At 71.5% G+C, this 23,909-nt stretch carries 23 protein-coding genes, 1 tRNA gene and 1 rRNA gene; 16 read left to right on the forward strand and 9 right to left on the reverse strand.

Annotated features, from left to right (window positions below):
• Together rrf and AB0A95_RS05825 are read left to right on the forward strand one after the other, a co-directional pair.
• Positions 1-89: ribosomal RNA gene (rrf, locus tag AB0A95_RS05820) — 5S ribosomal RNA — on the forward strand; the annotation flags it as partial.
• Between the two features lie 291 nt (positions 90-380).
• Positions 381-632, forward strand: coding sequence for a hypothetical protein (locus AB0A95_RS05825; RefSeq protein WP_357554510.1), 252 nt, complete (start codon positions 381-383; stop codon positions 630-632).
• Between the two features lie 18 nt (positions 633-650).
• Here the strand turns inward: AB0A95_RS05825 and AB0A95_RS05830 are convergent, their stop codons facing one another.
• A complete protein-coding gene (locus AB0A95_RS05830) occupies positions 651-2,465 on the reverse strand; it encodes a VanW family protein (protein WP_357554511.1) in 1,815 nt (604 codons plus the stop codon).
• A gap of 204 nt (positions 2,466-2,669) precedes the next feature.
• On the opposite strand from AB0A95_RS05830, the gene nudC reads away from it, so the two are divergent.
• From nudC to AB0A95_RS05845, 3 genes are all read left to right on the forward strand, one after another.
• On the forward strand, positions 2,670-3,590 hold the full coding sequence (gene nudC / locus AB0A95_RS05835) for an NAD(+) diphosphatase (RefSeq protein ID WP_357554512.1): 921 nt from the start codon (positions 2,670-2,672) through the stop codon (positions 3,588-3,590).
• A 327-nt stretch (positions 3,591-3,917) separates the two neighbouring features.
• The gene (locus AB0A95_RS05840; RefSeq protein WP_357554513.1) at positions 3,918-4,541 is read left to right on the forward strand and encodes a DUF6230 family protein; all 624 of its coding nucleotides are present in this window, start codon (positions 3,918-3,920) and stop codon (positions 4,539-4,541) included.
• Positions 4,542-4,618: 77 nt separating this feature from the next.
• Positions 4,619-6,199, forward strand: a complete 1,581-nt coding sequence (locus AB0A95_RS05845) for a DUF6114 domain-containing protein (protein WP_357554514.1) — start codon at positions 4,619-4,621, stop codon at positions 6,197-6,199.
• A gap of 55 nt (positions 6,200-6,254) precedes the next feature.
• Here AB0A95_RS05845 and AB0A95_RS05850 read toward each other — a convergent pair whose 3' ends face one another.
• Complete coding sequence (locus tag AB0A95_RS05850; protein WP_357554515.1) at positions 6,255-7,925, reverse strand: DUF885 domain-containing protein; 1,671 nt, start codon at positions 7,923-7,925, stop codon at positions 6,255-6,257.
• Between the two features lie 131 nt (positions 7,926-8,056).
• On the opposite strand from AB0A95_RS05850, the gene AB0A95_RS05855 reads away from it, so the two are divergent.
• Positions 8,057-9,220, forward strand: coding sequence for a DMT family transporter (locus AB0A95_RS05855; RefSeq protein WP_357554516.1), 1,164 nt, complete (start codon positions 8,057-8,059; stop codon positions 9,218-9,220).
• Between the two features lie 169 nt (positions 9,221-9,389).
• Here AB0A95_RS05855 and AB0A95_RS05860 read toward each other — a convergent pair whose 3' ends face one another.
• Entirely contained in the window at positions 9,390-10,463 is a 1,074-nt protein-coding gene (locus tag AB0A95_RS05860; RefSeq protein ID WP_357554517.1) for a PHP domain-containing protein, read from the reverse strand.
• Position 10,464: 1 nt separating this feature from the next.
• A complete protein-coding gene (locus AB0A95_RS05865) occupies positions 10,465-11,235 on the reverse strand; it encodes a peptidoglycan DD-metalloendopeptidase family protein (RefSeq protein WP_357554518.1) in 771 nt (256 codons plus the stop codon).
• A 69-nt stretch (positions 11,236-11,304) separates the two neighbouring features.
• Here AB0A95_RS05865 and AB0A95_RS05870 point away from each other — a divergent pair, with 69 nt between their 5' ends.
• The 4 genes from AB0A95_RS05870 (at position 11,305) to AB0A95_RS05885 (ending at position 13,207) form a co-directional block, all read left to right on the forward strand.
• The gene (locus tag AB0A95_RS05870; protein WP_357554738.1) at positions 11,305-11,691 is read left to right on the forward strand and encodes a hypothetical protein; all 387 of its coding nucleotides are present in this window, start codon (positions 11,305-11,307) and stop codon (positions 11,689-11,691) included.
• A 111-nt stretch (positions 11,692-11,802) separates the two neighbouring features.
• On the forward strand, positions 11,803-11,970 hold the full coding sequence (locus tag AB0A95_RS05875) for a hypothetical protein (RefSeq protein WP_165435851.1): 168 nt from the start codon (positions 11,803-11,805) through the stop codon (positions 11,968-11,970).
• A gap of 117 nt (positions 11,971-12,087) precedes the next feature.
• Positions 12,088-12,615 carry a tRNA adenosine deaminase-associated protein gene (locus AB0A95_RS05880; protein WP_357525093.1) on the forward strand — a complete coding sequence of 176 codons (528 nt, stop codon included), beginning with the start codon at positions 12,088-12,090 and terminating at the stop codon, positions 12,613-12,615.
• Positions 12,616-12,760: 145 nt separating this feature from the next.
• Positions 12,761-13,207, forward strand: a complete 447-nt coding sequence (locus AB0A95_RS05885; protein ID WP_357554739.1) for a nucleoside deaminase — start codon at positions 12,761-12,763, stop codon at positions 13,205-13,207.
• A 45-nt stretch (positions 13,208-13,252) separates the two neighbouring features.
• Here the strand turns inward: AB0A95_RS05885 and AB0A95_RS05890 are convergent, their stop codons facing one another.
• Both AB0A95_RS05890 and AB0A95_RS05895 read right to left on the reverse strand, forming a co-directional pair.
• Entirely contained in the window at positions 13,253-14,410 is a 1,158-nt protein-coding gene (locus AB0A95_RS05890) for an ATP-binding protein (RefSeq protein WP_357554519.1), read from the reverse strand.
• Positions 14,407-15,063, reverse strand: coding sequence for a response regulator transcription factor (locus tag AB0A95_RS05895; protein WP_357554520.1), 657 nt, complete (start codon positions 15,061-15,063; stop codon positions 14,407-14,409). Before AB0A95_RS05895 ends, AB0A95_RS05890 begins: the two co-directional genes overlap by 4 nt.
• Before the next feature lie 131 nt (positions 15,064-15,194).
• On the opposite strand from AB0A95_RS05895, the gene AB0A95_RS05900 reads away from it, so the two are divergent.
• The 4 genes from AB0A95_RS05900 to AB0A95_RS05915 are packed head-to-tail and all read left to right on the forward strand — an operon-like array spanning position 15,195 to position 18,698.
• Positions 15,195-15,719: a hypothetical protein gene (locus tag AB0A95_RS05900; RefSeq protein ID WP_357554521.1), complete on the forward strand. Its 525-nt coding sequence runs from the start codon at positions 15,195-15,197 to the stop codon at positions 15,717-15,719.
• The gene (locus tag AB0A95_RS05905; RefSeq protein WP_357554522.1) at positions 15,716-16,801 is read left to right on the forward strand and encodes a peptidoglycan-binding protein; all 1,086 of its coding nucleotides are present in this window, start codon (positions 15,716-15,718) and stop codon (positions 16,799-16,801) included. The genes AB0A95_RS05900 and AB0A95_RS05905 overlap by 4 nt, the downstream gene beginning before the upstream one ends.
• Positions 16,798-17,493 (forward strand): ABC transporter ATP-binding protein, encoded by a 696-nt coding sequence (locus AB0A95_RS05910; protein ID WP_357554523.1) that lies wholly within the window; start codon positions 16,798-16,800, stop codon positions 17,491-17,493. Before AB0A95_RS05905 ends, AB0A95_RS05910 begins: the two co-directional genes overlap by 4 nt.
• On the forward strand, positions 17,493-18,698 hold the full coding sequence (locus tag AB0A95_RS05915; RefSeq protein ID WP_357554524.1) for an ABC transporter permease: 1,206 nt from the start codon (positions 17,493-17,495) through the stop codon (positions 18,696-18,698). The genes AB0A95_RS05910 and AB0A95_RS05915 overlap by 1 nt, the downstream gene beginning before the upstream one ends.
• 257 nt (positions 18,699-18,955) lie before the next feature.
• Here the strand turns inward: AB0A95_RS05915 and deoD are convergent, their stop codons facing one another.
• Complete coding sequence (gene deoD, locus AB0A95_RS05920) at positions 18,956-19,663, reverse strand: purine-nucleoside phosphorylase (protein WP_357525095.1); 708 nt, start codon at positions 19,661-19,663, stop codon at positions 18,956-18,958.
• 75 nt (positions 19,664-19,738) lie between these two features.
• On the opposite strand from deoD, the gene AB0A95_RS05925 reads away from it, so the two are divergent.
• A tRNA-Ser gene (locus tag AB0A95_RS05925) sits at positions 19,739-19,825 on the forward strand.
• A gap of 89 nt (positions 19,826-19,914) precedes the next feature.
• Here the strand turns inward: AB0A95_RS05925 and AB0A95_RS05930 are convergent.
• The gene (locus AB0A95_RS05930; protein ID WP_357554525.1) at positions 19,915-21,096 is read right to left on the reverse strand and encodes an ice-binding family protein; all 1,182 of its coding nucleotides are present in this window, start codon (positions 21,094-21,096) and stop codon (positions 19,915-19,917) included.
• Positions 21,097-21,175: 79 nt separating this feature from the next.
• On the reverse strand, positions 21,176-22,111 hold the full coding sequence (locus tag AB0A95_RS05935; protein WP_357554526.1) for a TetR/AcrR family transcriptional regulator C-terminal domain-containing protein: 936 nt from the start codon (positions 22,109-22,111) through the stop codon (positions 21,176-21,178).
• Between the two features lie 182 nt (positions 22,112-22,293).
• On the opposite strand from AB0A95_RS05935, the gene AB0A95_RS05940 reads away from it, so the two are divergent.
• Positions 22,294-23,901, forward strand: coding sequence for a carboxylesterase family protein (locus tag AB0A95_RS05940; RefSeq protein WP_357554527.1), 1,608 nt, complete (start codon positions 22,294-22,296; stop codon positions 23,899-23,901).
• The last annotated feature ends 8 nt before the right edge of the window (positions 23,902-23,909 follow it).

The following is a 23,909-nucleotide window of genomic DNA, read 5'->3' on the forward strand; positions in this document are numbered from 1 at the left end:
CCGGTTACATTCCGAACCCGGAAGCTAAGCCCTCCAGCGCCGATGGTACTGCACTCGTGAGGGTGTGGGAGAGTAGGACGCCGCCGGACAATCTTCCAGAATGGGCCACCCCGATACGGGGTGGCCCATTCTGCGTTCCCGTTCTAGGGCACGACCGCAACCTGCGCACCGGTTGATCGACTCGACTTTCGTGAAATCGCGCTATCCGCGAGTGCGGGACACCGCGATTCAACAAACCCGAGTCGATCAACCGTGGGGTGGGTCCAAGGCGGCATGTCCTTGTGGAGGGCACGGGCTGCGGCCCCCGTCGGTCACCAGCCAGGTCCGGCGGCCCGTCGGCCGTCGACCCGTTCTCGCCGACCTCGGGTTAGGTTCGGGGTGTGGCTGACGTTCTGATACTGCTGGCGTTCGCCGGCTGCGTGGCCGCGATCCTGGGCATCGTCTGGTGGCTGGGAGCCCGTGTGCGTCGGCGCGGCGTGGGTGCGGACGTCATGGGCCCGTTCGAGGAGATGTGGCATCCGGCGGCGCATCGGTTCCGGGCCGAGATTCGTGTGCAGGAGGCGCGCATGCTGCCGACGCCTCCCCAGGGCGGCCGGCCCAGTGGACGGGGCAGCGGTGACGCCGCGGGCTGACCTCCGAGTGGTGCGACCTCAGGAGGGCTTCGGCCCGCAGACGTAGCGGGGTTCCGCGTCGTAGCGCCAGCTGAACTTCTCCCGCTTGACCACAGTGCCGCCCTTCTTGATGACTCGGAAGGCGTCCTGGGTAAAGCCGTTGATGCCGTTTGTCGCGATGCACGAGGGGCCGGGTTCGAGGTGGATCAGCTTCGGCGCGGTGATGTTGCGGCGTGGACCGTACTCCGTCTTCACACTGTCGTAGATCTTCGTGCTCCAGATCGACACGGTGATCGTGCTGGACGTGTACGAGGTGTCGATGAGTACGCCGTACTCGGTGTTGTTTCGGAATTTGAAGTCCAGGTTCGGCCAGATGATCGTCGACTCGATGACTGCCGGGTACCTGTCGAACCAGTACGAGTGCGGCTTGTGCTGGACGTCCTCCAGCCCGGCGTAGTACGTCGCGTTGAACAGCGTGGTGGTGAACTGTGAGATGCCGCCGCCGACGCCCGGCACCAACTTGCCGTCGAGGATGACCGGTGCGTCAAGGTAGCCCTGGGCGTAGCCGCGTTCACCGGTGTGACCGTTCAACGAGAACGTCTTCCCGGGCAGGACGACGGTGCCGTCCACCTGCCTCGCGATGGTCGCGATGTTCCGGTTGCGGGGCATGGTCAGTCCGCCGGTGAAGCGGGTGGTGAAGGTGGACACCCGTTCCTTGATGCCCAGGCCGGTCAGCTTCTCCGCGGTCAGCTCCGGAGGCGTCGGCTTCAGCTCACCGGTCACCTCGCGGCCGTCGGACTTCGGCAGTACCGCCAGCAGGCCCGGACCCAGGTTCGTCATGTCCAGTCGCAGACCGGGCCGCCCGTCGGTGGTGGTGGGACGACCACCGGAGATGGTCATCGTGGCGTTCTTCGGCGGCACCTCGATGGCCGCCAGGTCGTCGCCGAGCGCCGCACGCAGCCGCTTCACGTCCACCGAAGGGGTCAGCTTGCCGGTCTTGTCGGCGGTGAACCGCAGGCTTCTCGCGATGGCGGCGGGTGGGACCAGCACCGAACCCTTTTCGGTGCGCAGGGTGACCGGTGCGGCGACCGCCGGCTTGGCCAGCTCGGTGACCAGCCGGTCCAACTCCTCCGGCGTGGTCGCCGGGTGGCGCTCCACAAGTGGCACGGTGACCGGGGTACCGGCCAGCCAGCCGGCGCGGACCACCTCGGCCGAGCGCTGGGGCTCCAGGGCCAGCCCCGGCTTGGGCTGGACGATCTTCGGTGTGACGCCCTGGTAGGTGATCGCCGGCATCGTCATCCCCTGGGCCTGGTCGCCGAGCACCCTACGCAGCGCGTCGTCCAACCTGTCCACGTCGACGGTGACCACCGGATCGACAGTGCGGGAGCCGACCAGGCGGCTGACCGGGTGCGCGTCGGCCGCGGCTGCCGCCGCGACGGTCGCCGGCACGTCGACGGCCAACCCCACGTCCGTCGGGTTGATCTCGGCGGTCCGCCCGTCGACGGTGACCCGCAACGGGCCGGCGAGGGCCGCCGCCCGCCGGTCCAGCTCCGCCCGCAACTCCCGATCGGCCTCGGCGCGGCTCCGGCCACCCAGCTCGGTGCCGAGCACGCTGGTGCCGCGGGGAACGTCACCGGCGTACGCCCAGGCTCCGACACCCGCCACGGCGGCGAGGACACCGCCGCTGACGCTGGCGGCGAGCAGCATCCGCACCCTCCGGGGGCGACTCGGGACGCCCTCCGGCTCGCTGGGGACGGGCACCGTCACCGGTCCGTCGTCCGGCCAGGTGACGGCGGTGACCTGCACTGTGGGCCGGTCGTCGGCGGGCGGACCCTTTTCGCCGTAGAGCGTCACTGCAACCTCGATCGCCAGGGTGCACGGGAGGTACGCCCTCCCGGAGGCACCTACGGTAACGAATGCCCGGCCGTCCTTCGGCTGTGCCGGCCAGGTGCCGCTACCGCGTGTCGCCCGGTGTGTCGGCGGAGCACGGTGACGGACCACCCACCGAGGTACGGGGGCGGTGCTGGCCACGGACCGCGGACGTGGCACGGTGGCCGGGTGGACACTGCGGAGCGGGTGTTGGCGTACGGCGGCGGTTGGCTGGACCGGGCGGGCCCCCTGCGCACCGATCCGACCCGGTTGAGCGCGTTGCTCGCCGAGTCGACAACCGTGGTGCTGGCGTTGTGGCGGGACCGGTGTCTCGTCGACGCGGACGGGCCGGTCCGGCTCACCGCCGAGCGGGCGTCTCTCGTCCGGTCCGCCGCGAGTGAGACGGTCTTCCTGGGGCTCGACGGGGACGTCGCCGTGTTCGCCGTGGACCTGTCCGCACTGCCCGAACGCGCCGCCACCGAGATGGCCGGGGCGGCGCGGTCCGTCGACGTACGGGCACTTGTCGGGCGGCTCGAACCGGGCGACGCGGCCGTCCAGGCGTACGCCAGGGGTTTGTTGCACTGGCACCGGCAGCAGCGATTCTGCGGGACGTGCGGCGCGCCGGCCGTCGCCGATGGCGGTGGGCACATGCGCACCTGCACGGGCGCGGAGTGCGGTCGGCTCCTCTTTCCCCGGATCGAGCCGGCGATCATCGTGCTGGTCGAGGCACCCGGCCGGCCGGGACGCTGCCTGCTGGCCCGGCACGCGGGTGCGGCCGAGGACGCGTTCTCGACGCTGGCCGGCTTCGTCGAGGTCGGCGAGAGCCTGGAGGACGCGGTCCGTCGAGAGATGGCCGAGGAGGCGGGCGTGACGGTCACCGATGTGACCTACCAGGGGTCGCAGGCGTGGCCGTTCCCCGCTGGCCTGATGGTGGGCTTCCGGGCCACCGCCGGCTCCGACGAGGTACGCGTCGACGGCGAGGAGTTGCTGGAGGCGCGCTGGTTCACCCGGGCGGAGCTGCGGGAGCGGGTGGCTTCCGGTCGTACGCTCGGGCGGGTGGACGCGATCGACCACCGCCTTCTCGAGGACTGGCTGGTCGCGGAGTCCTGATCGGCGGGGCTGACCGCTGCCTTACCTTCGTTACGTTATTGTAATCGGTCAATGCCTCATTACTTTCCGCAGCCAACCCCGTTGGCTGTGCCAGCTTTTCGTGGCTTTTGCCGGCTTCTCTCTGTGGCTTTCTCGCCCTCGCCGTGACACAGCGCTGCCCCCGTACCGATCGACTGTTACCGACGAGTAGCTGGGGGGTTGTGAGCTGCGCCTCATAGGTGCACCATCAAGCCCGATCATTACCCGCCGGTAACAGATGACGGGCCCCGACGCAGAGCCGCCAGTTCGTCACCGGTGAGCCGTGCGCATCCACCTCAGGAGGAACCCGTGCAGGATCGGTTGGACAATCAGGGTCGTACCCGGTGGCGGCGCTTCGCCGCCATGGCGGTGCCCGCCACGGCCGCCGCGGGCGCCATCCTGTTCGGAATGTCGACAGGTGCCATCGCGTCCGACATCACGGTCTCCGGCCAGACCTTCAAGATCGGTGCCGAGCGCCTTGAGGGCGACGGCTTCAAGCAGTACGGCGGCATCGTCCGCGAGAAGGGCAAGGACGGGAAGGCCGGCCAGGTCCACCCGATCGCGCTCTCCGAGATCAGCAGCGCCGAGCTGTACAGCCTCTGCCAGTCCGTCCGCGCCGACCTGCCGGGCCTGCCGGTGGTGCTCACCATCAACGCCGGTGAGGGCAAGGAGCCCGCGCGGGCCAAGGACCTGCTGATCGCGATGGACTCGTTGAACGGCAACGCCACCTTCACCAACATCAGGATCGGTCGGGACGCCACCGACCTGAACCCGACGGCACAGGCCGGCTCGTTCGGTCAGAACTCCGACCACGTCACCATCACCAACCTGCAACAGGTGTCCCGCTACACCACGGCGGCGACGTTCAACCTGGTCGGGCTCCGGCTGAAGGTCAACGTGGGCGAGGACGCCAAGGGCAAGGAGTGCTTCTGAGGTGAGCCGAGGCCCGCGGTGCGCCACCGCCGCGGGTCCGGCCGGTGTCCCCGTCCCCGCGCGGCCAGGAGGAGTACGTGACAACCGCGAACCCGTCGCACGCCCGGCCCGGCGGTCCGGCTCAGGCGTGGCGGCTCTTCCGCCGCTGGCGGCGCAGCCGACCGTTCACCGGCGGCCTGCTCACCGCCCTGGCCGGGCTGGAGATGTTTGCGTCCACCCGGATGACCCTCAACGGCCTCAGCTTCCACAGCGGGGCGAGCGGCCTGCTCTCGCTGCTGATCCCGATCATTCTGGTGACCTGCGGTCTGCTGCTCTGGTTCACCCCGGCGCAGCGCCTGTTCTATTCGATCGTCGCGGCGGTCACCGCGGTCTACTCGCTGATCGGGCTCAACCTCGGCGGCTTCTTCGTCGGACTGCTGCTCGGCATCGTGGGCAGCGCCCTCGCCTTCGCCTGGACGCCGACCAGCCCAGCACCGCCCACCACCCCGCAGCCCGACGTCGAGCAGCCCGCCACGACGCAGTCCGCCACGACGCGGTCTGACGCGGCGCTTCCTGACGCGGCGCTTCCTGACGTGGCGCTTCCTGACGTGGCGCGGGCCGACGTGGCGCGGGCTGACGTGGCGCTTCCTGACGTGGCGCGGGCCGACGTGGCGCGGGCGGACGTCGAGCAGGCCGACGTTGCGGGGTCTGATCGCCCGACGGCGGCGCCGGGGTCCGACGAGGGTCCGCCGCCCGAGTGGCCCGGACGTTCCGCTGACCCTCGGCAAGCCTTTGGCATCATCCTCGTGGTGCTCGGTTTGGCAGCCGGTGGGCTGGCCGTGCAACCGCGAGCGGTGCGGGCGGCTCCGAGCCGGCCGGCGACGATCGCCTGTCCCACCCCGTCCCGGGATGCCAGCACGTCGCCCAGCGCCAGCCCGGCCACGCCGACCCCGAGTCCGGTCCGGGATGGCAACCTGCTCACCGACATCCTGGACGGAGTCGGCGATCTGCTCGGCGGCGGACGCCGTGGAGAGACCCCGACGGCGTCGACCAGCCCGGACGCCACGCCCACGACGCGACCAACCGGCACGCCGACCAACCGCCCCGGCACCTGCCCTCCGCCGGTCCCGGGCGGGCCCGGCACGTCGACCCCCGCCAAGCCGGGCACGCCGGCCTCCGACGCGTCGGGCACTCCGGACAAGCCGGGCGTGGTGAAGCCGGGAAAGCCGCTGCCGCGCATCGCCGCCGATCCAGCCCTGCCGAAAGTGGCGCAGACGCCGTCCAAGCTCACCGGCACGTCGGTCCGGATGACCGGGCTGCGATTCGATGGAGTCACCGACCTGCACACGGTGCAAGGCGACCTCAAGGTGCTGAAGTTCAGCATGCGTGAGGCGGTCACCGACGACTTCCTGCTCCGCGCCGACGGCCCGCAGGGGCGCAACCAGCGGTACGCGACCGACCGGCTGACAGTCAGCGGAAACGTGGCCTTCTACGCCACCCGGTTCGTCGGGCGGCTACTCGGCATCAAGATCACACTGACTCCGGATCTGCCACTGCCGGATGGAATCCCGATCACCTCGCCCATCCCGATCACGTTCACCGATCCGGTCATCGACCTGGCGTACGTCACAAGTGACACGCTGACCGCCCGACCCGCGCTGGCGCTGACCCTCGGCTGAATGGGCACGGCGCCGGCGGCACATCGTACCGCCGACGCCGGTAACCGTTACTGGCTCAGAGCCGGGCCAGCGCCCGGCGCAGCGGGTCGAGACCCAGCGCACCCAGGTCCAACGCCTGCCGGTGGAACTCCCGCAGGTCGAAGTCGGCGCCCTTGCGGGCCTTGGCGTCCTCGCGGGCCTGGAGCCAGATCCGCTCACCCACCTTGTACGACGGCGCCTGCCCCGGCCAGCCCAGGTAGCGGTTCAGCTCGAAGCGCAGGTTCTCGTCCGGAACGCGGCAGTGCGCCCGCATGAACTCCCAGCCCAGCTCGGGCGTCCACCGCTCGCCCGGGTGGAACCCGAAGGGGTTGTCCTTCGGAATCTCCAGCTCCAGGTGCATGCCGATGTCGACGATCACCCGTGCGGCACGCATCGCCTGGGCGTCGAGCATGCCCAGTTTGTCGCCCGGGTCCTCCAGGTAGCCCAGCTCGTCCATCAGCCGCTCCGAGTAGAGCGCCCAACCCTCGCCGTGCCCGGACACCCAGCAGAGCAGTCGCTGCCAGCGGTTGAGCAGGTCGGCCCGGACAGCGGTCTGCCCCACCTGGAGATGGTGACCTGGCACGCCCTCGTGGTAGACCGTGGTCACCTCCCGCCAGGTGGAGAAGTCGCTGATGCCCTGCGGCACCGCCCACCACATCCGGCCCGGACGGGAGAAGTCCTCACTCGGGCCGGTGTAGTAGATGGCGCCGTCGCTGGTCGGGGCGAGGCAGCACTCGATGTGGCGGACCTGCTCCGGAATGTCGAAGTGGGTGCCGTGCAGCTCGGCGATCGCCTTGTCGGCCAGCGCCTGCATCCAGTCCCGGAACGCCTCCTTGCCCTGGATGGTCCGGGCCGGGTCGGCGTCCAGCTTGGCCACGGCCTCGTCGACTGTGGCACCGGAACCGGCGATGCGCCCCGCGACGACGCGCATCTCCGCCTCCAGACGGGCCAACTCCGCAAAACCCCAGGCGTACGTCTCGTCCAGGTCGACCTTTGCGCCGAGGAAGTACTGCGAGGCGAGCTCGTAGCGCTCCCGCCCGGCGGCCTGCTTGTCCCGCCCGTGCGGGGCCAACTCGGTACGCAGGAACTGGCCGAACTCGGCGGTCGCCGCGGTCGCCGCCGCCGCGCCCCGACGCAGCTCCGCGCCGAGTGAGCCCTCAGCGCCCAGCCGCTCGACCAACCCGTGGAAAAAGTTGTCCTGAGTCGGGTCGACCCAGATGTCGCACTGCTTGGCGACCTCGACCAGCTGCACCTTCGAGCTGACCTGACCGGCGGCGAGGGCCGTACGGAGGGTCACCTTGTAGTTGTCCAGCGCGCCGGCGAAACCGTTGAGTCGGGCGGCGATGTTGGCCTGCTCGTCGCTGGTCGCGGTCGGCATCAGGTCGAACACCATGCGGATCTCGTGCAGCCCGCTCTCGATCACGCTGATGCCGCTTGTCGTCTCGCCCGCTTCGTACCGGGCCAGGTCCAGGCCGAGTCGTTCCTGCATGGCCTCCTTGGCGATCCGCTCGGACTCGGTCTGTGGCTCGGTCACCTCAAGCTCGGTGAGCGTCCGGCGGGTGAGGTCCGCGCGCGCCTGGTAACCCTCCGGCGAGAGGTCGTCGAGCTGGTCATCATGGCCGGCGATGCCGACGAATGTGGCGCCGGTGGGGCTCAACGGCGCCCACTCTGCCACGTAACGGTTGGCGATTTCATCGATTCGTCCCACGCTGCGACCCTACGTGACCAACCCACCCCCGTGTCGATGACGTTTGTCGTGTTCAGGCCGCTGGCGTGACGAGCGGCGCAACGACCGAAAGGCGCGCGACTTTGTCGGTGGGTTCCGGCAGAGTGTCAGGGGTGACTGCCGATATCACTCCTGACAAGGCGCCGGTTCGCACCTGGCTGCCGGGCTTCGTCGCCCTCGCCGCGATCTGGGGTTCCAGCTTTCTGTTCATCAAGGTCGGGGTGGCCGAGTTGCACCCGGTCCAGCTCACTTTCTACCGGGTCGTCGCCGGCGCGGTAACCCTGCTGGTCGTCCTCGCCGTGCTGCGCGACAGGCTGCCCCGCGACCCTCGGGTCTGGGGGCATCTCACCGTCGTCGCCGCGTTCGGCGTGGCCGTGCCGTTCACCCTCTTCGGCTACGGCGAGCAACGGGTCGAGTCGATGCTGGCCGGCATCTGGAACGCGACCACACCCCTGATCGTGCTGCCACTGGCGGTGCTGGTCTTCCGCACCGAGCGGCTGACCGTGCGCCGCGCGATCGGGCTCGGGCTCGGCTTCCTCGGCGTGCTGGTGGTGCTGGGGGTCTGGGAGGGCATCGGCGGGGCACACTTCACCGGGCAGTTGATGTGCTTCGGTGCGGCCGCCTGCTACGGCGTGGCCATCCCCTACCAGAAGCGGTTCGTCGCCGGCAGCTCCTACTCCGGCCTGTCGCTGTCCGCCGCGCAGTTGCTGCTCGCGGCCGGGCAACTTGCCATCGTCACGCCGTTCGTCGCCGGCCTGCCGCCGCTGCCCACCGAACTGTCGGCGGGAGTGGTCGCCAGCGTGCTGACCCTCGGTGCGCTCGGCACCGGGCTCGCCTTCGTCATCAACATGCGCAACATCCGGGTGGCCGGCGCGAGCACCGCGTCCACTGTCACGTACCTGATCCCGATCTTCGCGGTGCTGATCGGAGCCGTGGCGCTCGGCGAGCGGCTCAACTGGCACCAACCGGTCGGCGCGCTCATCGTGCTGCTGGGAGTCGCGGTAGCGCAGGGTGTGCTCGGCCGCCGGAAGCCCCGCCCGGTGGTCGACGTCAACGCTCCCGCCGAGCCCGCCGAGTTCGCGGCCGGTCCCGGGTCCGCGGCCGGTCCCGGGTCCGCGGCCGGTCCCGGGTCCGCGGCCGGTTTCGGGTCCGCGGCCCGCCCCAAGTCCGCGGCCGGGCGCGCGTTTGCCGCCGAGCCCGCTGTCTCCACCGTCGAGTCCGCGGCCGTCGAGCCTGCGGCCGTAGATTCGGCGGCCGTCGAGCCCGCACGCCGCTGAGGGCCGCTGCGGCGACTCGATTCAGCGCTTGATCGACTCGGCTTTCATGAAGTCGCGGTGTCCAAGGCAGTGGGACAGGCCGATTTCAAGAAAGCCGAGTCGATCAAGGCCGCTGGTCAAGGCCGCTGGCCGCTGGCCGCTGGTCGGGGCCGCCGGTCGGGGCCGCTGGTTAGGAGCGCTTGCGCGTCCAGGCGACCAGCTGCTCCGCTGGCCAGGTGTTGACCACCGAGTCGGCGGGGACGCCGCAGAGGGCGGCCCGCTCGCAGCCGAACCGCTGCCAGTCGAGCTGGCCGGGCGCGTGCGCGTCGGTGTTGATGGCGAACCGGCAGCCGGCCTCCAGGGCGCGACGGATCAGACGCTTCGGCGGATCCTGCCGCTCCGGCCGGGAGTTGATCTCGACGGCGGTGTCGTGCTCGGCGCAGGCGGCGAAGACGGCGTCCGCGTCGAAGTCGCTCTCCGCCCGGGTGCGGGCGCGGTGCCCCCGGTCACCCGGACCGGTCACCCCGGCCGGGCGGGACGACACCATCCGGCCGGTGACGTGACCGAGGATGTCGAGGTGCGGGTTGGCGACCGCGGCCAGCATGCGCCGGGTCATCTTCGACCGCTCGTCCTTCAGACCGCTGTGCACCGAGCCGACCACCACGTCCAGCCGGGCCAGCAGCTCGTCGTCCTGGTCGAGTGAGCCGTCGGCGAGGATGTCCACCTCGATGCCGGTGAGGATCCGGAACCCCTCCGGCAGTGCGGCGTTGACCTGCGCCACGTGGTCGAGCTGCCGGCGCAGGCGGTCCGCGGTCAGCCCCCGGGCCACCGTCAGCCGGGGCGAGTGGTCGGTCAACACCAGGTATTCGTGGCCCAACTCCACAGCGGCCAGTGCCATCTCCTCGATCGGCGAGCCGCCGTCGGACCAGTCCGAGTGGGTGTGGCAGTCGCCCCTGAGGGCGGCGCGCAGCGCCGTGGCCTCGGCATCCAGGTCGCTGCCCTCGGTCGCCACCAGCCGGCGCAGGTAGACCGGCTCCTCGCCGGCCAGCGACTCCGCCACGCAGCGGGCCGTCACGTCGCCGACACCCGTCAACTCGGTGAGCGTGCCGTTGGCGGCCCGTGCGGCAACCTCGGTCGCCGGCAGACCCGCCAACGCCTTCGCCGCCGACCGGAACGCCCGTACCCGGTACGTGGCCTCGTTCGCGCGTTCGAGCAGGAACGCGATGCGCCGCAGGTCGGCGATGGGATCCCTGGGGTCAGCCATGTCAGGGCGCCTTCGGGCAGCCGTGTTCGCGCTGCCACGCGACGACCTCGGGGGCCGGCTCCCGATTGCCGCCACCCCGCCAGGAATCCAGGTAACGAGCCGGCCAGAGCACACCGCGCCGAATCCACCAGCCGTCCTTGCCGGTGCACGGCGGCGAGATGCCGAAGTGCACGTGGCAGACGTTGTTGGCGTTGCCGGTGCGCCCCACCTTGCCGAGCTGCTGCCCGGCGCGGACCCGCACACCGGCGTCGACGCCGCTGGACACGACGCTCAGGTGCGAGCCGTAGTAACGCACCCCGTCGTCGCCGAGCAGGGACACCGACAGGCCGCCGTTGTCCGGGCCCTGCGGCCCACCTTTTGTGTACCTGTCGACGCGACTCACCTCCAGCACCTTCCCGTCGGTCACCGCCACGAACGGCTCACCGCAGTCGGCGAACAGGTCCGTGGCCGGGTACGCCCCGTGCGTCGGGTGGTAGTCCACGTTGTCGGCGCGTACCGGGAAGACGTGCTTCAGCCCGGTGCGGGGTGCCGTCGCCGACGGCTTGGCCGACGACGGCGCCGGGCGGGCCGGGCCGGTCGCCGACGGCGTCGGCGGGGCCGACGGCGACACCGGCTGATCGGCTGTCGCCCAGACCGCCGACGGCGTCGGCCGGGCGCCGTCGGCCGGCACCCCCGGCCGGGTGGTCGCGCAGCCGGCGGCCAGCACCGGGGCGAGAAGCAGCAGGATCGGGTACGCCGGACGCGCGCGGCGGCTGATCGTCGGCGAGGGCATCAGGTCATCCTGGCAGAGCCGGTACCGTGAGCACGAGCGGCACGCGTGAGGAGGGCAGCGACGGTGACCATTGCCCGACCCGATCCCGGCCCGGACCCGGGTGTCGCCGCGCAGCAGGTGGCGCGTACCCCCTCGGGGCTCTTCCCCGCCGGGCCGCCGCCCCGCCCCACCTACCGCGAGCCGCACCCGGTGACCGGTGGCGGCGTCGCCGCCGGCGGTGCCGCGGCGACCACCTGGCTGCTGCTGTTCGGCCTGCTCGGCACCGATGTGACAAGTTACGCGTGGTGGACGGTGCTGGCGGGCCTGCTGGCGTGGCTGACCGCGCTGGTGCTGATCCGCTACGGCGACCGGGGGGTTGCCACCGGGGTGGCCATCGTCACGGCGGGTGGCTGGAGCATCGCCGCCGCCGTGGTGACGGTCCGCTGGGCCACCAGCGGTGACTGGCCGTTGTGGTGATCGGGCGGCGGCGATGAATTGGCGACCGCGGATGACTGCGCCGCGTGCCCGGTTGGCTGCGTAGCGAACGCCGTCTTGACGTGGCCGCCGAGACTCGGCACGCTCGGCACTATGGCCTGGACCACCCCGCGACAGGACCCGGATCGCAGTCGCCGCCGCCTGCAGTTGCTGGCCGAGTTGGCGGGCGCCCGCGCGGTCCGACAGCGCAGCCGACCACAGCGGCAGCGCACCGAGCGTCTGCGCCAGCTCATCGCTACCCGCCGTCGCGTCGCCAGCTGATCCGACTTTGTCAGGAATGACCGACCCTTCGGGGCGTTGACGAGTCGCCTGCCGACCCGACCGGCTAACGTGCACGCGTAACGAGTCGACGCTGTGTCGAGGGCTATTGGGGGGACCGTGTCGTACTTCGCTGCGGCCGTGGTGCGTGACGACAGTGGCTGGACCGCCGCCGAGGTCAGCCTGCGTGGCGCCACCGACATCGACGAGGTTGCCGAGCGGCTGCGTGACGTCGACCAGGAGGCCGACGTGTCGCTGCTCTTCGTCGAGGCCGATGACGCGTACCTGGTGATCCTGCGTCTCGACGAGGGCGAGGATCTGCGGGTGTTCGGTTCGGACTCCGCGTACGCCGAGGAGTCGCCGCTGGGCGCGCTACTGGTCGGTGACCTGAAGACCTCGGTCACCGGGCTCGACGGCGACGACGAGCCGCGCCCGGTGACCACCGGTGACGAGGAGAGCGAGCAGCCCGTCGTCGATCCGGAGGCCGATCCGGTGGGTGAGGCCGACCTGCTGGCCAACCTGGGCATCTCCGCGCAGAAGCTGCTGACCCTGTGCACCCACGAGGGAATGCTGCCGGCGGACGTCACCGCCGAGATCTGCCAGGTGCTCGGCTGTGCCGACGAGGTCGAGGAGTTGCGTGAGGTCTGAGCCGGCCGACGCGACCGACCCGGCTCTGGAGACGATCCGACCGGGACAGCCGACTCCCGGTGCGGTGGGGCGTGCCGGACCGGGCGCGTCCGAGGGCCTGGCCGACCCGGGTGCGGTCGGCCGTCGGCAGCGCCACGAGCTGTGGATGCGCCGCGCCCTGGAGATCGCCGTCACCGGCGCTGACCACGCCGCGACGGGCGCTACCGACGTGGACGACGTGCCGGTGGGTGCGGTGCTCTACGGGCCGGACGGGACCGAGTTGGCCACCGGGCGCAACGAACGGGAGCTGACCGGCGACCCCACCGCCCACGCCGAGGTGCTGGCCCTGCGCCGGGGCGCCGAGCGGGCCGGCCGGTGGCGGCTGGACGGCTGCACCCTGGTGGTCACCCTGGAACCGTGCACCATGTGCGCGGGGGCGCTGGTGCTGGCCCGGGTCTCCACAGTCGTCTTCGGCGCGTGGGAGCCCAAGACGGGCGCGGCCGGATCACTCTGGGACGTGCTCCGCGACCGCCGGCTCAACCATCGACCCGAGGTCTACGGCGGCGTGCTGGAGGCCGAGACCGCCGCCGTCCTGCGCGCCTTCTTCCGCTGAGGTCGATCGGCCCGCCGGTCTGGCGGGCGAGATGTCGCGGCGCGGTCAGGCCACCGGCAGGGTGACCGTGACGATCAGGCCGCCCGCCGGGCGGGGCTGCGCGTCGACGGTGCCACCATGCGCGCGGGCCACCGCGCGGACGATCGACAAGCCCAGCCCGAAGCCCCGGGCCCCGGCGACCCGCTCCCGCGACAGCCGGCGGAACGGCTGGAACATCGTCTCGATGTCGTAGCCGGCGATCGCCGGGCCGGTGTTGGTCACCGTCAGGGTGGCCCGGCCGTCGTCGGACAGGCCGGTGCGCACCTCGACCCAGCCGTCGGCGGGCAGGTTGTGCCGCACCGCGTTCTCCACCAGGTTGACGGTGAGCCGCTCCACGAGCACCGGGTCGCCGCTGACCGGGGCCGGCGCGAGCGACCGACGCACCAGGACGTCCGGTGCCTGCCTCCCGGTCTGGTCGAGGACGTGCGCGCAGACCTCGGCCAGGTCGATCGGCGTACGCTCGGTCAGCTCGTTCTCCGAGTCGGCCAGGGTCAGCAGGCCGTCGATCAGCCGCTCGTGCCGCTCGTTGATCGCCAGCAGCGACTCGCCCAGTCGACGCGTCTCCGCCGACGCCTCCGGCCGGCTGACCGCCAACTCCACCAGGGCCCGGTTGAGCGCCAGCGGGGTACGCAGCTCGTGCGAGGCGTTCGCCACGAACCGGCGCTGCCCGTCGAAGGAGCGGTCCAACCGTTCCAGCATCTCGTCGAACGTGTCGGCGAGTTCGCGTACCTCGTCGCGGGGGCCGGTGAGCGCGATCCGCTCGTGCAGGCCCCGGCCGGCGGTGTCCGCGCCGGCGATCCGCCGGGCCGTGTCGGTGACCTGGTGCAGCGGCTGCAACGCCCGGCCGGCGAGCAGCCAGCCGAAGGCGATCGCCACCGCCGACACCAGGATCAACGCGATGCCGCCCTGGGTGAGCAGCGACTCCAGGGCGTTGCGTTTGGCCTCGTCCTGCGCCTGCTGGATCAGGGTGCGCAGGTTGTCGACGTTCTGCCCGCTGGGCGTCGTGGGGCTGGTCTTCGGCAGGTCCCGCAGGCTCACCCCGAACGGCTGCGGCATCCGCTGATCCACGAGCACGTACGTGACGGCCAGCAGGACCACCCCGGCCAGCAGGAAGAGCCCACCGTAGATGAGGGTGAGGCGGGCACGGATCGTGAGGCGTTTCATCGGATCTGGTACCCCGCACCGGGCACCGTCTCGATCACCGGCGGGTCGCCGAGCTTGCGGCGCAGCTTCATCATGGTGACCCGGACGACGTTGGTGAACGGGTCGATGTGCTCGTCCCAGGCGCGTTCCAGCAGCTCCTCGGCGGAGACCACCGCACCGTCGGCGCGCAGCAGCTCGGCGAGCACCGCGAACTCCTTGCGGGACAGCGCCACGTGCCTGTCGTCGCGGCGTACCTCGTGGCGGGCCGGGTCGAGCTGGATGCCGGCGCGACGCAGCGTCGGCGGGGCCGCCGGGCGGGCCCGCCGGGTCAGCGCGTGCACCCGGGCCGACAGCTCGACCAGGGCGAACGGCTTGGTCAGGTAGTCGTCCGCACCGAGCGCCAACCCCGCCACCCGCTCCCGGACCGCCGCCGCCGCGGTCAACATCAGCACCCGGGTCTCCCCGCCCGCGTCAACTATCGCCCGGCACACGTCGTCGCCGTGCACCACCGGCAGGTCCCGGTCCAGGACCACCACCGCGTACTCGTTGACACCGAGCCGCTCCAGGGCGGCGTCACCGTCGTACGCCACGTCGACAGCGAACGACTCCCGCCGCAGCCACTCGGCGATGGCGTCCGCCAACACGGTCTCGTCCTCGACCACCAGCACTCTCACCCCTCCATCGTCCCCGGGGTGCGGTAACGGCGGCATAACCGCCGACGGTAACGCCGGGGATACGCCCGCTGCCGTGCACTGGGTGCCGACGTCCGACGAGTCACGCCGGACCCACAGCGGAGGTGGACACCATGCGACGACAGATTCTCGCGATACCCGTCCTGCTCGCCCTGGCGCTGGGCGGGTGCGGCGCGGGAGGCGACGACGGCGGCGGTGTCGCGACCGCCGGTGGGGCGACGACAAGCGCCACGGCCAGCGGTGTGCCGGTCAGCGATTCGGACCGGCAGCTCGCCTTCGCCAGGTGCATGCGGGAGAACGGGGTGGACATGCCCGACCCGGAGGCCGGCGGCCGTCCGGGCTTCCGCTTCGGCGCGGACGTGGACCGGCAGAAGGTCCAGGCGGCCATGGAGAGGTGCCAGGACAAGCTGCCCAACGGCGGGCAGGGACCGCAGCTCAACCCCGAGCAGGCCGAGCAGATGCGCGCACTGGCGAAGTGCATGCGGGAGAACGGGGTGCCGGACTTCCCGGACCCGGACGCCGACGGACGGGTCCGGATCGGGGCGGGCGGCAACGCGATCAACATCGGCGACCCGGCCATGAAGGCGGCGTTGGAGAAGTGCCGGCAGCACGCACCGCAGTTCGGGGGTGGCCGGTGACCGGCGTCATCCGACGCGCACGGCTGCGCGCCGCCGTCATCGGTGGCGTCGTCCTGCTTGTCGCCGCCGTGGGCGTGAGCGCCGCGGTGGGCTTCGGCGGCGGCGGAGACCGCGCCGAGGCCGGCGACGCGCCGCCGGCCACCGCGACCGTCAGCCGGCAGACCCTCGCCGACTCGGAGACCGCCGACGGTGAGCTGGGGTACGGCGCGACGCGTACCGCCACGGCGAAGCTCAGCGGCACTGTCACCGCGTTGCCGGCGACCGGGTCGACGGTGCGCCGAGGCCAGGCGCTCTACTCGGTCGACAACGAGGAGGTGGTGCTCCTCTACGGCGGGTTGCCCGCGTACCGGACCCTCGCCCCCGGGGTGGACGGTGCCGACGTCGCACAGTTCGAACGGAACCTCAAGGCGCTGGGCTACACCGGCTTCACCGTCGACGACGAGTACACCGACGCCACCGGGGACGCGGTGCGGGACTGGCAGGAGGACCTCGGCCTGGCCGAGACCGGTCGGGTCGAGCCGGGGCGGATCGTCTACGCCGACCGGGAGGTCCGGGTGGAGAGCCACCAGGCGGACATCGGTGATCTCACGAAACCGGGCCAGGCGGTGCTCGCCTACACCGGCACCAGCCGCCTGGTCACCGTCGAGTTGGACGTGGACGACCAGCGGCTGGCCAAGCGCGACGCGAAGGTCAGCGTCAAGCTGCCGGACGGCGGGGCCGTGGCGGGCACGATCAGCACGATCGAGACAGTCATCCAGGCCGGTGCCGCCGGGGCCAACGGTCAGTCCGGCGACGCCGAGACGAAGATCGAGGTGACGGTCGCGGTCGCCGATCCGAAGGCTCTCGCGGGCTTCGACCAGGCCAGCGTCGACGTCGTGTTCACCGCCGCGGAGCGCCGGGACGTCCTCACCGTGCCGGTGGCGGCGCTTCTCGCGCTCGCCGAGGGCGGCTACGGCGTCCAGGTCGCCGACGGGGAGGTGAGCCGCGTCGTCGCCGTGACCACGGGGCTGTTCGCCGATGGCCGGGTGGAGGTCACCGGCGCGGACATCACCGAGGGCACGACAGTGGTGGTGCCGACATGACCGGCGAGGTGATAGTGCTCGACCGGGTCAGCAAACGGTACGCCGGCGACGTCGTCGCGTTGGACGACGTGTCGCTACGGATCGGCTACGGCGAGCTGGTGGCGATCGTCGGCCCGTCCGGGTCGGGCAAGTCGACGATGCTGCACCTGATCGGCACCCTGGACCGGCCGTCGTCGGGCAGCGTGCTCGTCGACGGGTACGACGCGGCGAAGCTGACCGACCGGGAGCTGTCCGCCCTGCGGGCCAGCCGGATCGGCTTCGTCTTCCAGCAGTTCCACCTGGCCCCCGGCGTCCCGATCGTGGACAACGTGGCCGACGGCCTGCTCTACTCCGGCGTACCCCTGCGGAGGCGGCGCGAACGCGCCCAGGCCGCGCTGGTCCGGGTAGGGCTGGGCCACCGGCTCGGGCACCGGCCGCACGAGCTTTCCGGCGGGGAACGGCAGCGGGTGGCCGTGGCGCGGGCGGTGGTCGGCGAACCGGCGGTGCTGCTGGCCGACGAGCCGACCGGCAACCTGGACTCCGCGTCCGGTGCCGGCGTGCTGGAGCTGCTGCGCGAGCTGCACCGGGCCGGCACCACAGTGGTGGTGATCACCCATGACCGGGAGATCGCGGCGGGTCTGCCCCGGCAGGTGCGGATGCGCGACGGCGCGGTGCGGCACGACTCGGCCCGCACGCCGGGCGGGGTCGGCTGATGGCCACGTCGACTCTCACTCCGGCCCGGCTGGGACCGGGTGACATCCTGCGGGTCGGTGGGGTGGGGCTGCGCACCCGTCCGCTCCGGGCGTTCCTCTCCGCGCTGGGCATCGCCATCGGTATCGCCGCGATGATCGCGGTCGTCGGGATCTCCTCGTCGTCCCGCGCGGAGCTGGACCGGGCGCTCGACGCGCTCGGCACCAACCTGCTCACCGTCGAGCCGGGCAGCACCCTGTTCGGGGCGGACGCCCAACTGCCCGAGGAGTCGATCGCGATGATCGGGCGGATCGGCCCGGTGACCGAGGTGTCCGCGACGGGGCAGGTCCCCGACGCCAAGGTCTACCGTTCGGATCGGATCCCGGCAGCGGAGACCGGCGGCATCGCCACCCGTGCCGCCCGGCTGGACCTGCTCGGCACCGTCGGGGCCGAGCTGACCAGCGGCACCTGGCTCAACGAGGCGACCGCCCACTATCCGGCGGTGGTGCTCGGTGCCACCGCGGCGCAACGGCTCGGGATCACCGTGGCCGACCCGCAGGTGCAGGTGTGGCTGGGTGGACGGGCGTTCACCGTGGTCGGCATCCTCGCCGCCGCACCACTCGCCCCGGAGTTGGACACCTCGGCGCTTGTCGGCTGGCCGGCGGCGGGCGACTACCTGGGCTTCGACGGGCACCCGACCACCGTCTACACCCGGGCTCGTGAGTCGCAGGTCGAGGCGGTCCGGTCGGTGCTCGGCGCGACCGCAAACCCGGCGGCGCCGAACGAGGTCGAGGTGTCCCGCCCCTCGGACGCGCTGGCCGCCGCCGAGGCGACCGACGACGCGTTCACCGGGCTGTTGCTGGGCTTGGGCGCGGTCGCCCTGCTGGTCGGTGGGGTCGGTGTGGCGAACACCATGGTGATCTCGGTGTTGGAGCGGCGGGCCGAGATCGGCCTGCGTCGCTCGCTCGGCGCGACCCGCGGTCAGGTGCGGACCCAGTTCCTCGCCGAGTCGCTGCTGCTTTCCGCGCTCGGCGGCATCGGCGGCGTGCTGCTGGGTGTCCTGGTCACCTCGGGGTACGCGTTATCCCAGGACTGGCCGACAGTGGTGCCGGCCTGGGCGATGCTCGGCGGGGTGGGCGCGACCCTTGTCATCGGCGGGTTCGCGGGCCTCTACCCGGCGGTGCGCGCCGCCCGCCTCGCGCCCACGGAGGCGCTGGCGGCCGTCTGACCGGCGTGCCGGCTTAGCGTGCCGGGCCGGCGTGCGGTCGTGCCGGGCCGGCGTTGCGGTTGTTCCGGGCCGGCGTTGCGGTCGGGCCGGGGCGGGCCGGGGCGGTGCGCGGTTCGGGCTGGCGTGGTGTGGTGCGGGCTGGGCTGTCGTAGCGGTTGGCCGGCGCGGGCCGGCTACATGCGGAAGAGCGTGATGACTGTGAGGCATTTTGATGCCGCACAGTCATCACGCTCTTCGCGGTGACAGGTGCCCGACGGTCAGGCGATGATCGTGTCGAGGGCGATCTCGACCATCTGGCTGAAGGTCTGCTCCCGCTCCTCCGAGGTGGTCTTCTCGCCGGTCTTGATGTGGTCACTGACGGTCAGCACTGTCAGCGCGCGGGCCTTGAACCGGGCGGCGATCGTGTAGAGCGCCGCGGACTCCATCTCCACCGCCAGCACGCCGTAGTCGGCGAGGGTGTCGTAGAGGTCCGGCCGGTCGGTGTAGAAGGCGTCCGCCGCCAGGATCGGCCCGACGTGCATGCTGATGCCGCGCCGCTCGGCCACCTCCACCGAGGTACGCAGCAGTCCGAAATCGGCCACCGGGGCGTAGTCGATCAACCCGTCGAAGCGCATCCGGTTCATGTTCGAGTCGGTGGACGACCCGATGGCGGCCACCACGTCCCGCAGTTGCAGGTCGGTGCTGAGGGCGCCGCAGGAGCCGACCCGGATCAGCGTCTTCACGCCGTACTCGTTGATCAACTCGTGGGCGTAGATGGAGGCGGACGGCATGCCCATGCCGGAGCCCTGGACGGAAACGTCGACACCGTTCCAGCGGCCGGTGAAGCCCAGCATGCCCCGGACCGTCGAGTAGCAGGTAGCGCCCTCGAGGTAGGTCTCCGCGATCCACTTGGCCCGCAGCGGGTCGCCCGGCATCAGGACCCGCTCGGCGATCTCGCCCGGCTTCGCGCCGATGTGCGTACTCATGGCAAAGATCCTGCCAGGCCGGCGTGGGCGATACCGGTTCGGCGTCGGAACCGGCGGTCCTGTACCCTCGTCGGCGGTGGCGTGTCCGAGCGGCCTAAGGAGCACGCCTCGAAAGCGTGTGAGGGTTAACGCCCTCCGAGGGTTCAAATCCCTCCGCCACCGCTCTGAAATGCGAGAACGCCCGGTTGATCCGCGAGGATCGGCCGGGCGTTCTCGGTAGGTGCCGGTGGCGTTCCCCGGCTGCGGCACTGTCAGGCGACCGAGAAGGTGACGGTGCCGGAGTAGGCGCCCGCGACGGCGGTCGGCGGGATCTGGACCGAGACGACGGGGTCCCAGGTCGCCGAGTTGTTGCCGATGCCGTTGGTGAGGGTGAACGCTGTCCGTTCGACGTTGATGATCTCCGCGTCGTTGGCGGTAGGCTGGCCCGAGGTGAAGGTGCCGATCCCGCTGGTGGCCGTGGCGGGCCCGGACCAGCACGAGACGTTGGTGTTGGAGATCGTGTGCACCGGGGTGCCGCCGGTGACGAAGTCCGTCGCGACGACGGTGGCGATCCAGGTCGGCGCGGACAGCAGGCGCTCGTCGGTCACCGTGACCGGGCCCAGGTTGCCCGACACGACTCCGCCGAGGTCGGCGCTGCCCAGGTCGGCTGTCGTCGGTGCGCTGACCGACAGGTCCCCGGGTACCGCGCAGGTCGATTGGGTGATCGTGGCGGTGTCCATGGTGACCGCGCCGTTCATGGCGAGGGTGCGGCCGTCCACCTCGAGCGCCGCGCCCACTGTGATCGAGGTGAAGGCCAGCAGGTTGCCGCGCAGCGTGGAGTTGGCGCCGAGCGTGGCGGAGCTGCCGACCTGCCAGAAGACGTTGCAGGCCTGGGCGCCGTTGGCCAGGTTCACAGTGCTCGACGCGCCGGTGATGAGCGTGGTGGTGGTCTTGAAGATGAACACCGCGTTCGGGTCGCCCTCCGCGTCGAGGGTCAGGTCACCGGTGATGTCGAAGGTGCCCGCCACGGATTCGTACACCCCGGTGGTCTTGGTGGTCCCACCGAGCTGGTCCGAGACGACCTCGGTGGTCGTTCGCCCGACGGCGTCGTTGTAGGCGATGGTCAGATCGCTCTGGCCGGCGACGGCGGCGGCGTCGTTGGCGTGCAGTGATCCGTTGAGCTGGCCCGGAGGGAAGCCGGTCACCGCCGTGCCCGGGCTCACGCCGATGTCGCCGTTGACCGTGCTGAGCCCGGTGCTGGTGACCGTCGTGCCGGCGAGGACCGCGAAGTTGGCGGCGGCGCCCAGCGGCACCGGCAACTCGGCAGCACTCGCGCTACGGGGGACGGCCAGCACGGCCAAGGCGGTGATCGCGCCCACCAGGGTCAGGGCAGAAGCCACCCGGGACATCCCGGTGATCCGGCGGGACACGTCCGTGCTGCTGAAGATCGCCATGTTTCCTCGGGACGCTTGATGTGAGAAGCCTCTTAACGCCCCATGCTGGCACAGCAGCACACAAAACGGACTTGATCCGTCAAGGTTCCAGAAGCTCCGCCACCCCGGCGAGCAGACGTCGCAGGCCGAACTCGAAGAGGCTGTCCACGTTGAGATCGATCTCCGTTCGGGACAGCCGCGCCAGGTGCGGGAACTCGCCAGCGGTGAACAGGCCGGCCAACACCTCGGCCTGGGTCACCATCCACTCGTCGTCGGTCAGACCGGTGTCCTGTTCCGCCTCGGCCCCCTGTTGCAGGTTCACCGCCGTGCCGCGTACGTGGTTGGCGAGAGTCGCCACCAGATGGAGCTGGGTGTGGTGGTCCAGGCCGTGCCCGGCGAGTGCGCGTAGAGCCCATTCGGTGTGCGCGACGGCGTGCGGCGCCAGCAGCGGACGGGTCACCGAGATCACCTGGGCCAGCCAGGGATGCCGACGGTAGATCGACCACTGGAGCCGGCAGAGCAGCTCCAACTGGGCTCGCCACCCGGCCGGGAACGTGCGGGGCAGACGCTGGGCCGCGAAGGCGGCGTCCGCCATCAGCAGCAGAAGCTGCTCCTTGCCCCGGACCTGCCGATACAACGACATGGTCGGCACGTCCAGCTCGGTGGCGATGCGCCGCATGCTCAGCCCGGCCAAACCCTCGGCGTCGGCGATCTCGGTGGCGGTTCGTACCACCTGGTCGCGGCTCATCCCGCGCGCCGGCCGCTGACGCGCGTCGCCCCGCGCGGACCGACCGGCCGGCGTCGACCCGGGACCGGTCACCACCATGCCCACTCCGGGCACCGCCCGGACCAGTTCCTCCTGGCGGAGCACTGTGAGCGCCCGGCTGGCGGTCGCCATGGCGACCCCCCACTCCCGAACGATCTGGCGGGTGGACGGAACCCGGTCGCCGGGGATCAGCTCGCCCACCGTGATGCGGCGCCGCAACTCCCCGACGATGCGCAGATAGGGAGGAGTGGAGTCGTCGAACTCGGTCACGATGCCCCTCCCGGCGGTCGGAAATGACAGTAGCGCACTAGAGCGCCAACGGTCGCCCCGTCGATGCTCGCCTGTCGCACGGCACGGCGTACTAGAGCTGTCTGGGCGAACGATTGACGGACCGGCATGCTCACCACAACGCGGTGCGTACGCCGTACCGGATTTGCCGAATGAGGAGAGTCATGACCAGGATTCCGTACCCCCGCTGGGCCGTCGTGCTGGGCGTCGTCGCGCTCCTCGCGCCGGCGATGGCCGTCGGCCCGGCCGCGGCGGCCGACGACCGCCGCGGCGCGGCAGTCGTCCGCACCGACCAGGGCACGGTACGCGGCAGCGTCTCGGCGGACCACCTGTCGTTCCAGGGCATTCCGTACGCCCGCCCGCCGCTGGGCGCGCTGCGCTGGGCACCACCGCAGCCCGGGCCGGTCTGGGCCGGCGTCCGAGACGCGACGAAGCCGGGTGCCGCCTGCGCCCAACTTCAAGGGCTCCCGATGGACCATGCCGCGGACTCCGAGGACTGCCTCCACCTGAACGTCACGACCCCGCGCACCGCCGCACGGACACCCCGACCCGTCATGGTCTGGCTGCACGGCGGTGACTTCCGGTTCGGCAGGGCAGACGTGTACGACGGGCAGCGGCTGGCGGCCGGCGGGGACGTCGTCGTCGTCACTGTGAACTACCGGCTCGGCGCGCTGGGGTTCCTGGCGCATCCGGCGCTGGCCGGCCCGGGTGGGGGCACCGGCAACTTCGGGTTGCAGGATCAGCAGGCCGCGCTGCGCTGGGTGCGGCGCAACGCGGCGGCCTTCGGGGGCGACCCGGGCAACGTGACAGCGTTCGGCCAGTCCGCCGGGGCGACAAGCGTCTGCGCGCACCTCGCCGCGCCGGGCTCCGCCGGCCTGTTCCACCGCGCGATCCTGCAAAGCAACTCGTGCGTCAACCCGGTGCAGACCCGGGTGGAGGCGGCCCGGGCCGCCGAGGAGTTCGCCCGGAACATCGGCTGCGCCGACGTGGGTACTGTCGCCGCCTGCCTGCGCGGGCGTGACCCGGCCCAGTTGGTCGAAACGGCCGGCTACCCGGGGGCGGGTGTCGACCTCGGCCCGGTCGTCGACGGCCGGACGTTGCCGGTGGACCCGGCCCACGCGCTGGCCACCGGGAAACTGCACCAGGTGCCGGTGTTGACCGGAATGAATCGCGACGAGTCCCGCCTCGTGGTGTGGGGCATGGAGCACAGCGGACTGAACTGCCCGGAGCCGCAGCCGGGAGATGAGGCCGAGTCGTGCCCACTCACCGACGACCAGTACCGGGATCGGGTACGCGCAATGTTCGGCGACCGGGCGGAGCAGGTGCTGGCCCGCTATCCCCGCAACGACGAGCAGGTCGCCAGCGAGACGCTGGGCGCCGTGTGGACCGACAGCGACTACGCCGAGCCGATCTACTCCGCCGCGTTGGCGTTCGCGCGGCGGGTGCCGACGTACCTGTACGAGTTCGCCGACGACGACGCGCCGTTCTTCACCAAGGGGCCCGAGCCGAGCTTCCCCACCGGGGCGTACCACTGCGCCGAACTGCCGTACCTGTTCACTGTCGACTACGCCGAGGCGTTCACGCCTGCCCAGCAGCGGCTATCCGACGAGATGGTCCGGGTCTGGAGCGACTTCGCCCGGACGGGTCGGGCCAGTTGGCCTCGACTGCGCGGTGCCGCCCCGTACGTGCGGGTGTTCGCCGGTGGCGGGGAATCGGGCACCACTGCCTTCGCCGCAGCCCACTCGTACGACTTCTGGCGGTCGCTACGCTGATGTCGTCG

Origin of the sequence: Micromonospora sp. NPDC049230 (assembly GCF_040647875.1) — a bacterium.
GTDB lineage: Bacteria > Actinomycetota > Actinomycetes > Mycobacteriales > Micromonosporaceae > Micromonospora.

Coding starts and splice junctions, on each gene's coding strand:
- AB0A95_RS05875 (WP_165435851.1), top strand. CDS start 11,803: ATGGCCTGGACCACCCCGCGACAGGACCCGGATCGCAGTCGCCGCCGC.
- AB0A95_RS05860 (WP_357554517.1), bottom strand. CDS start 10,463: ATGGCTGACCCCAGGGATCCCATCGCCGACCTGCGGCGCATCGCGTTC.
- AB0A95_RS05930 (WP_357554525.1), bottom strand. CDS start 21,096: ATGGCGATCTTCAGCAGCACGGACGTGTCCCGCCGGATCACCGGGATG.
- AB0A95_RS05940 (WP_357554527.1), top strand. CDS start 22,294: ATGACCAGGATTCCGTACCCCCGCTGGGCCGTCGTGCTGGGCGTCGTC.
- AB0A95_RS05885 (WP_357554739.1), top strand. CDS start 12,761: ATGCGCCGCGCCCTGGAGATCGCCGTCACCGGCGCTGACCACGCCGCG.
- AB0A95_RS05890 (WP_357554519.1), bottom strand. CDS start 14,410: ATGAAACGCCTCACGATCCGTGCCCGCCTCACCCTCATCTACGGTGGG.
- AB0A95_RS05910 (WP_357554523.1), top strand. CDS start 16,798: ATGACCGGCGAGGTGATAGTGCTCGACCGGGTCAGCAAACGGTACGCC.
- deoD (WP_357525095.1), bottom strand. CDS start 19,663: ATGAGTACGCACATCGGCGCGAAGCCGGGCGAGATCGCCGAGCGGGTC.
- AB0A95_RS05900 (WP_357554521.1), top strand. CDS start 15,195: ATGCGACGACAGATTCTCGCGATACCCGTCCTGCTCGCCCTGGCGCTG.
- AB0A95_RS05915 (WP_357554524.1), top strand. CDS start 17,493: ATGGCCACGTCGACTCTCACTCCGGCCCGGCTGGGACCGGGTGACATC.
- AB0A95_RS05865 (WP_357554518.1), bottom strand. CDS start 11,235: ATGCCCTCGCCGACGATCAGCCGCCGCGCGCGTCCGGCGTACCCGATC.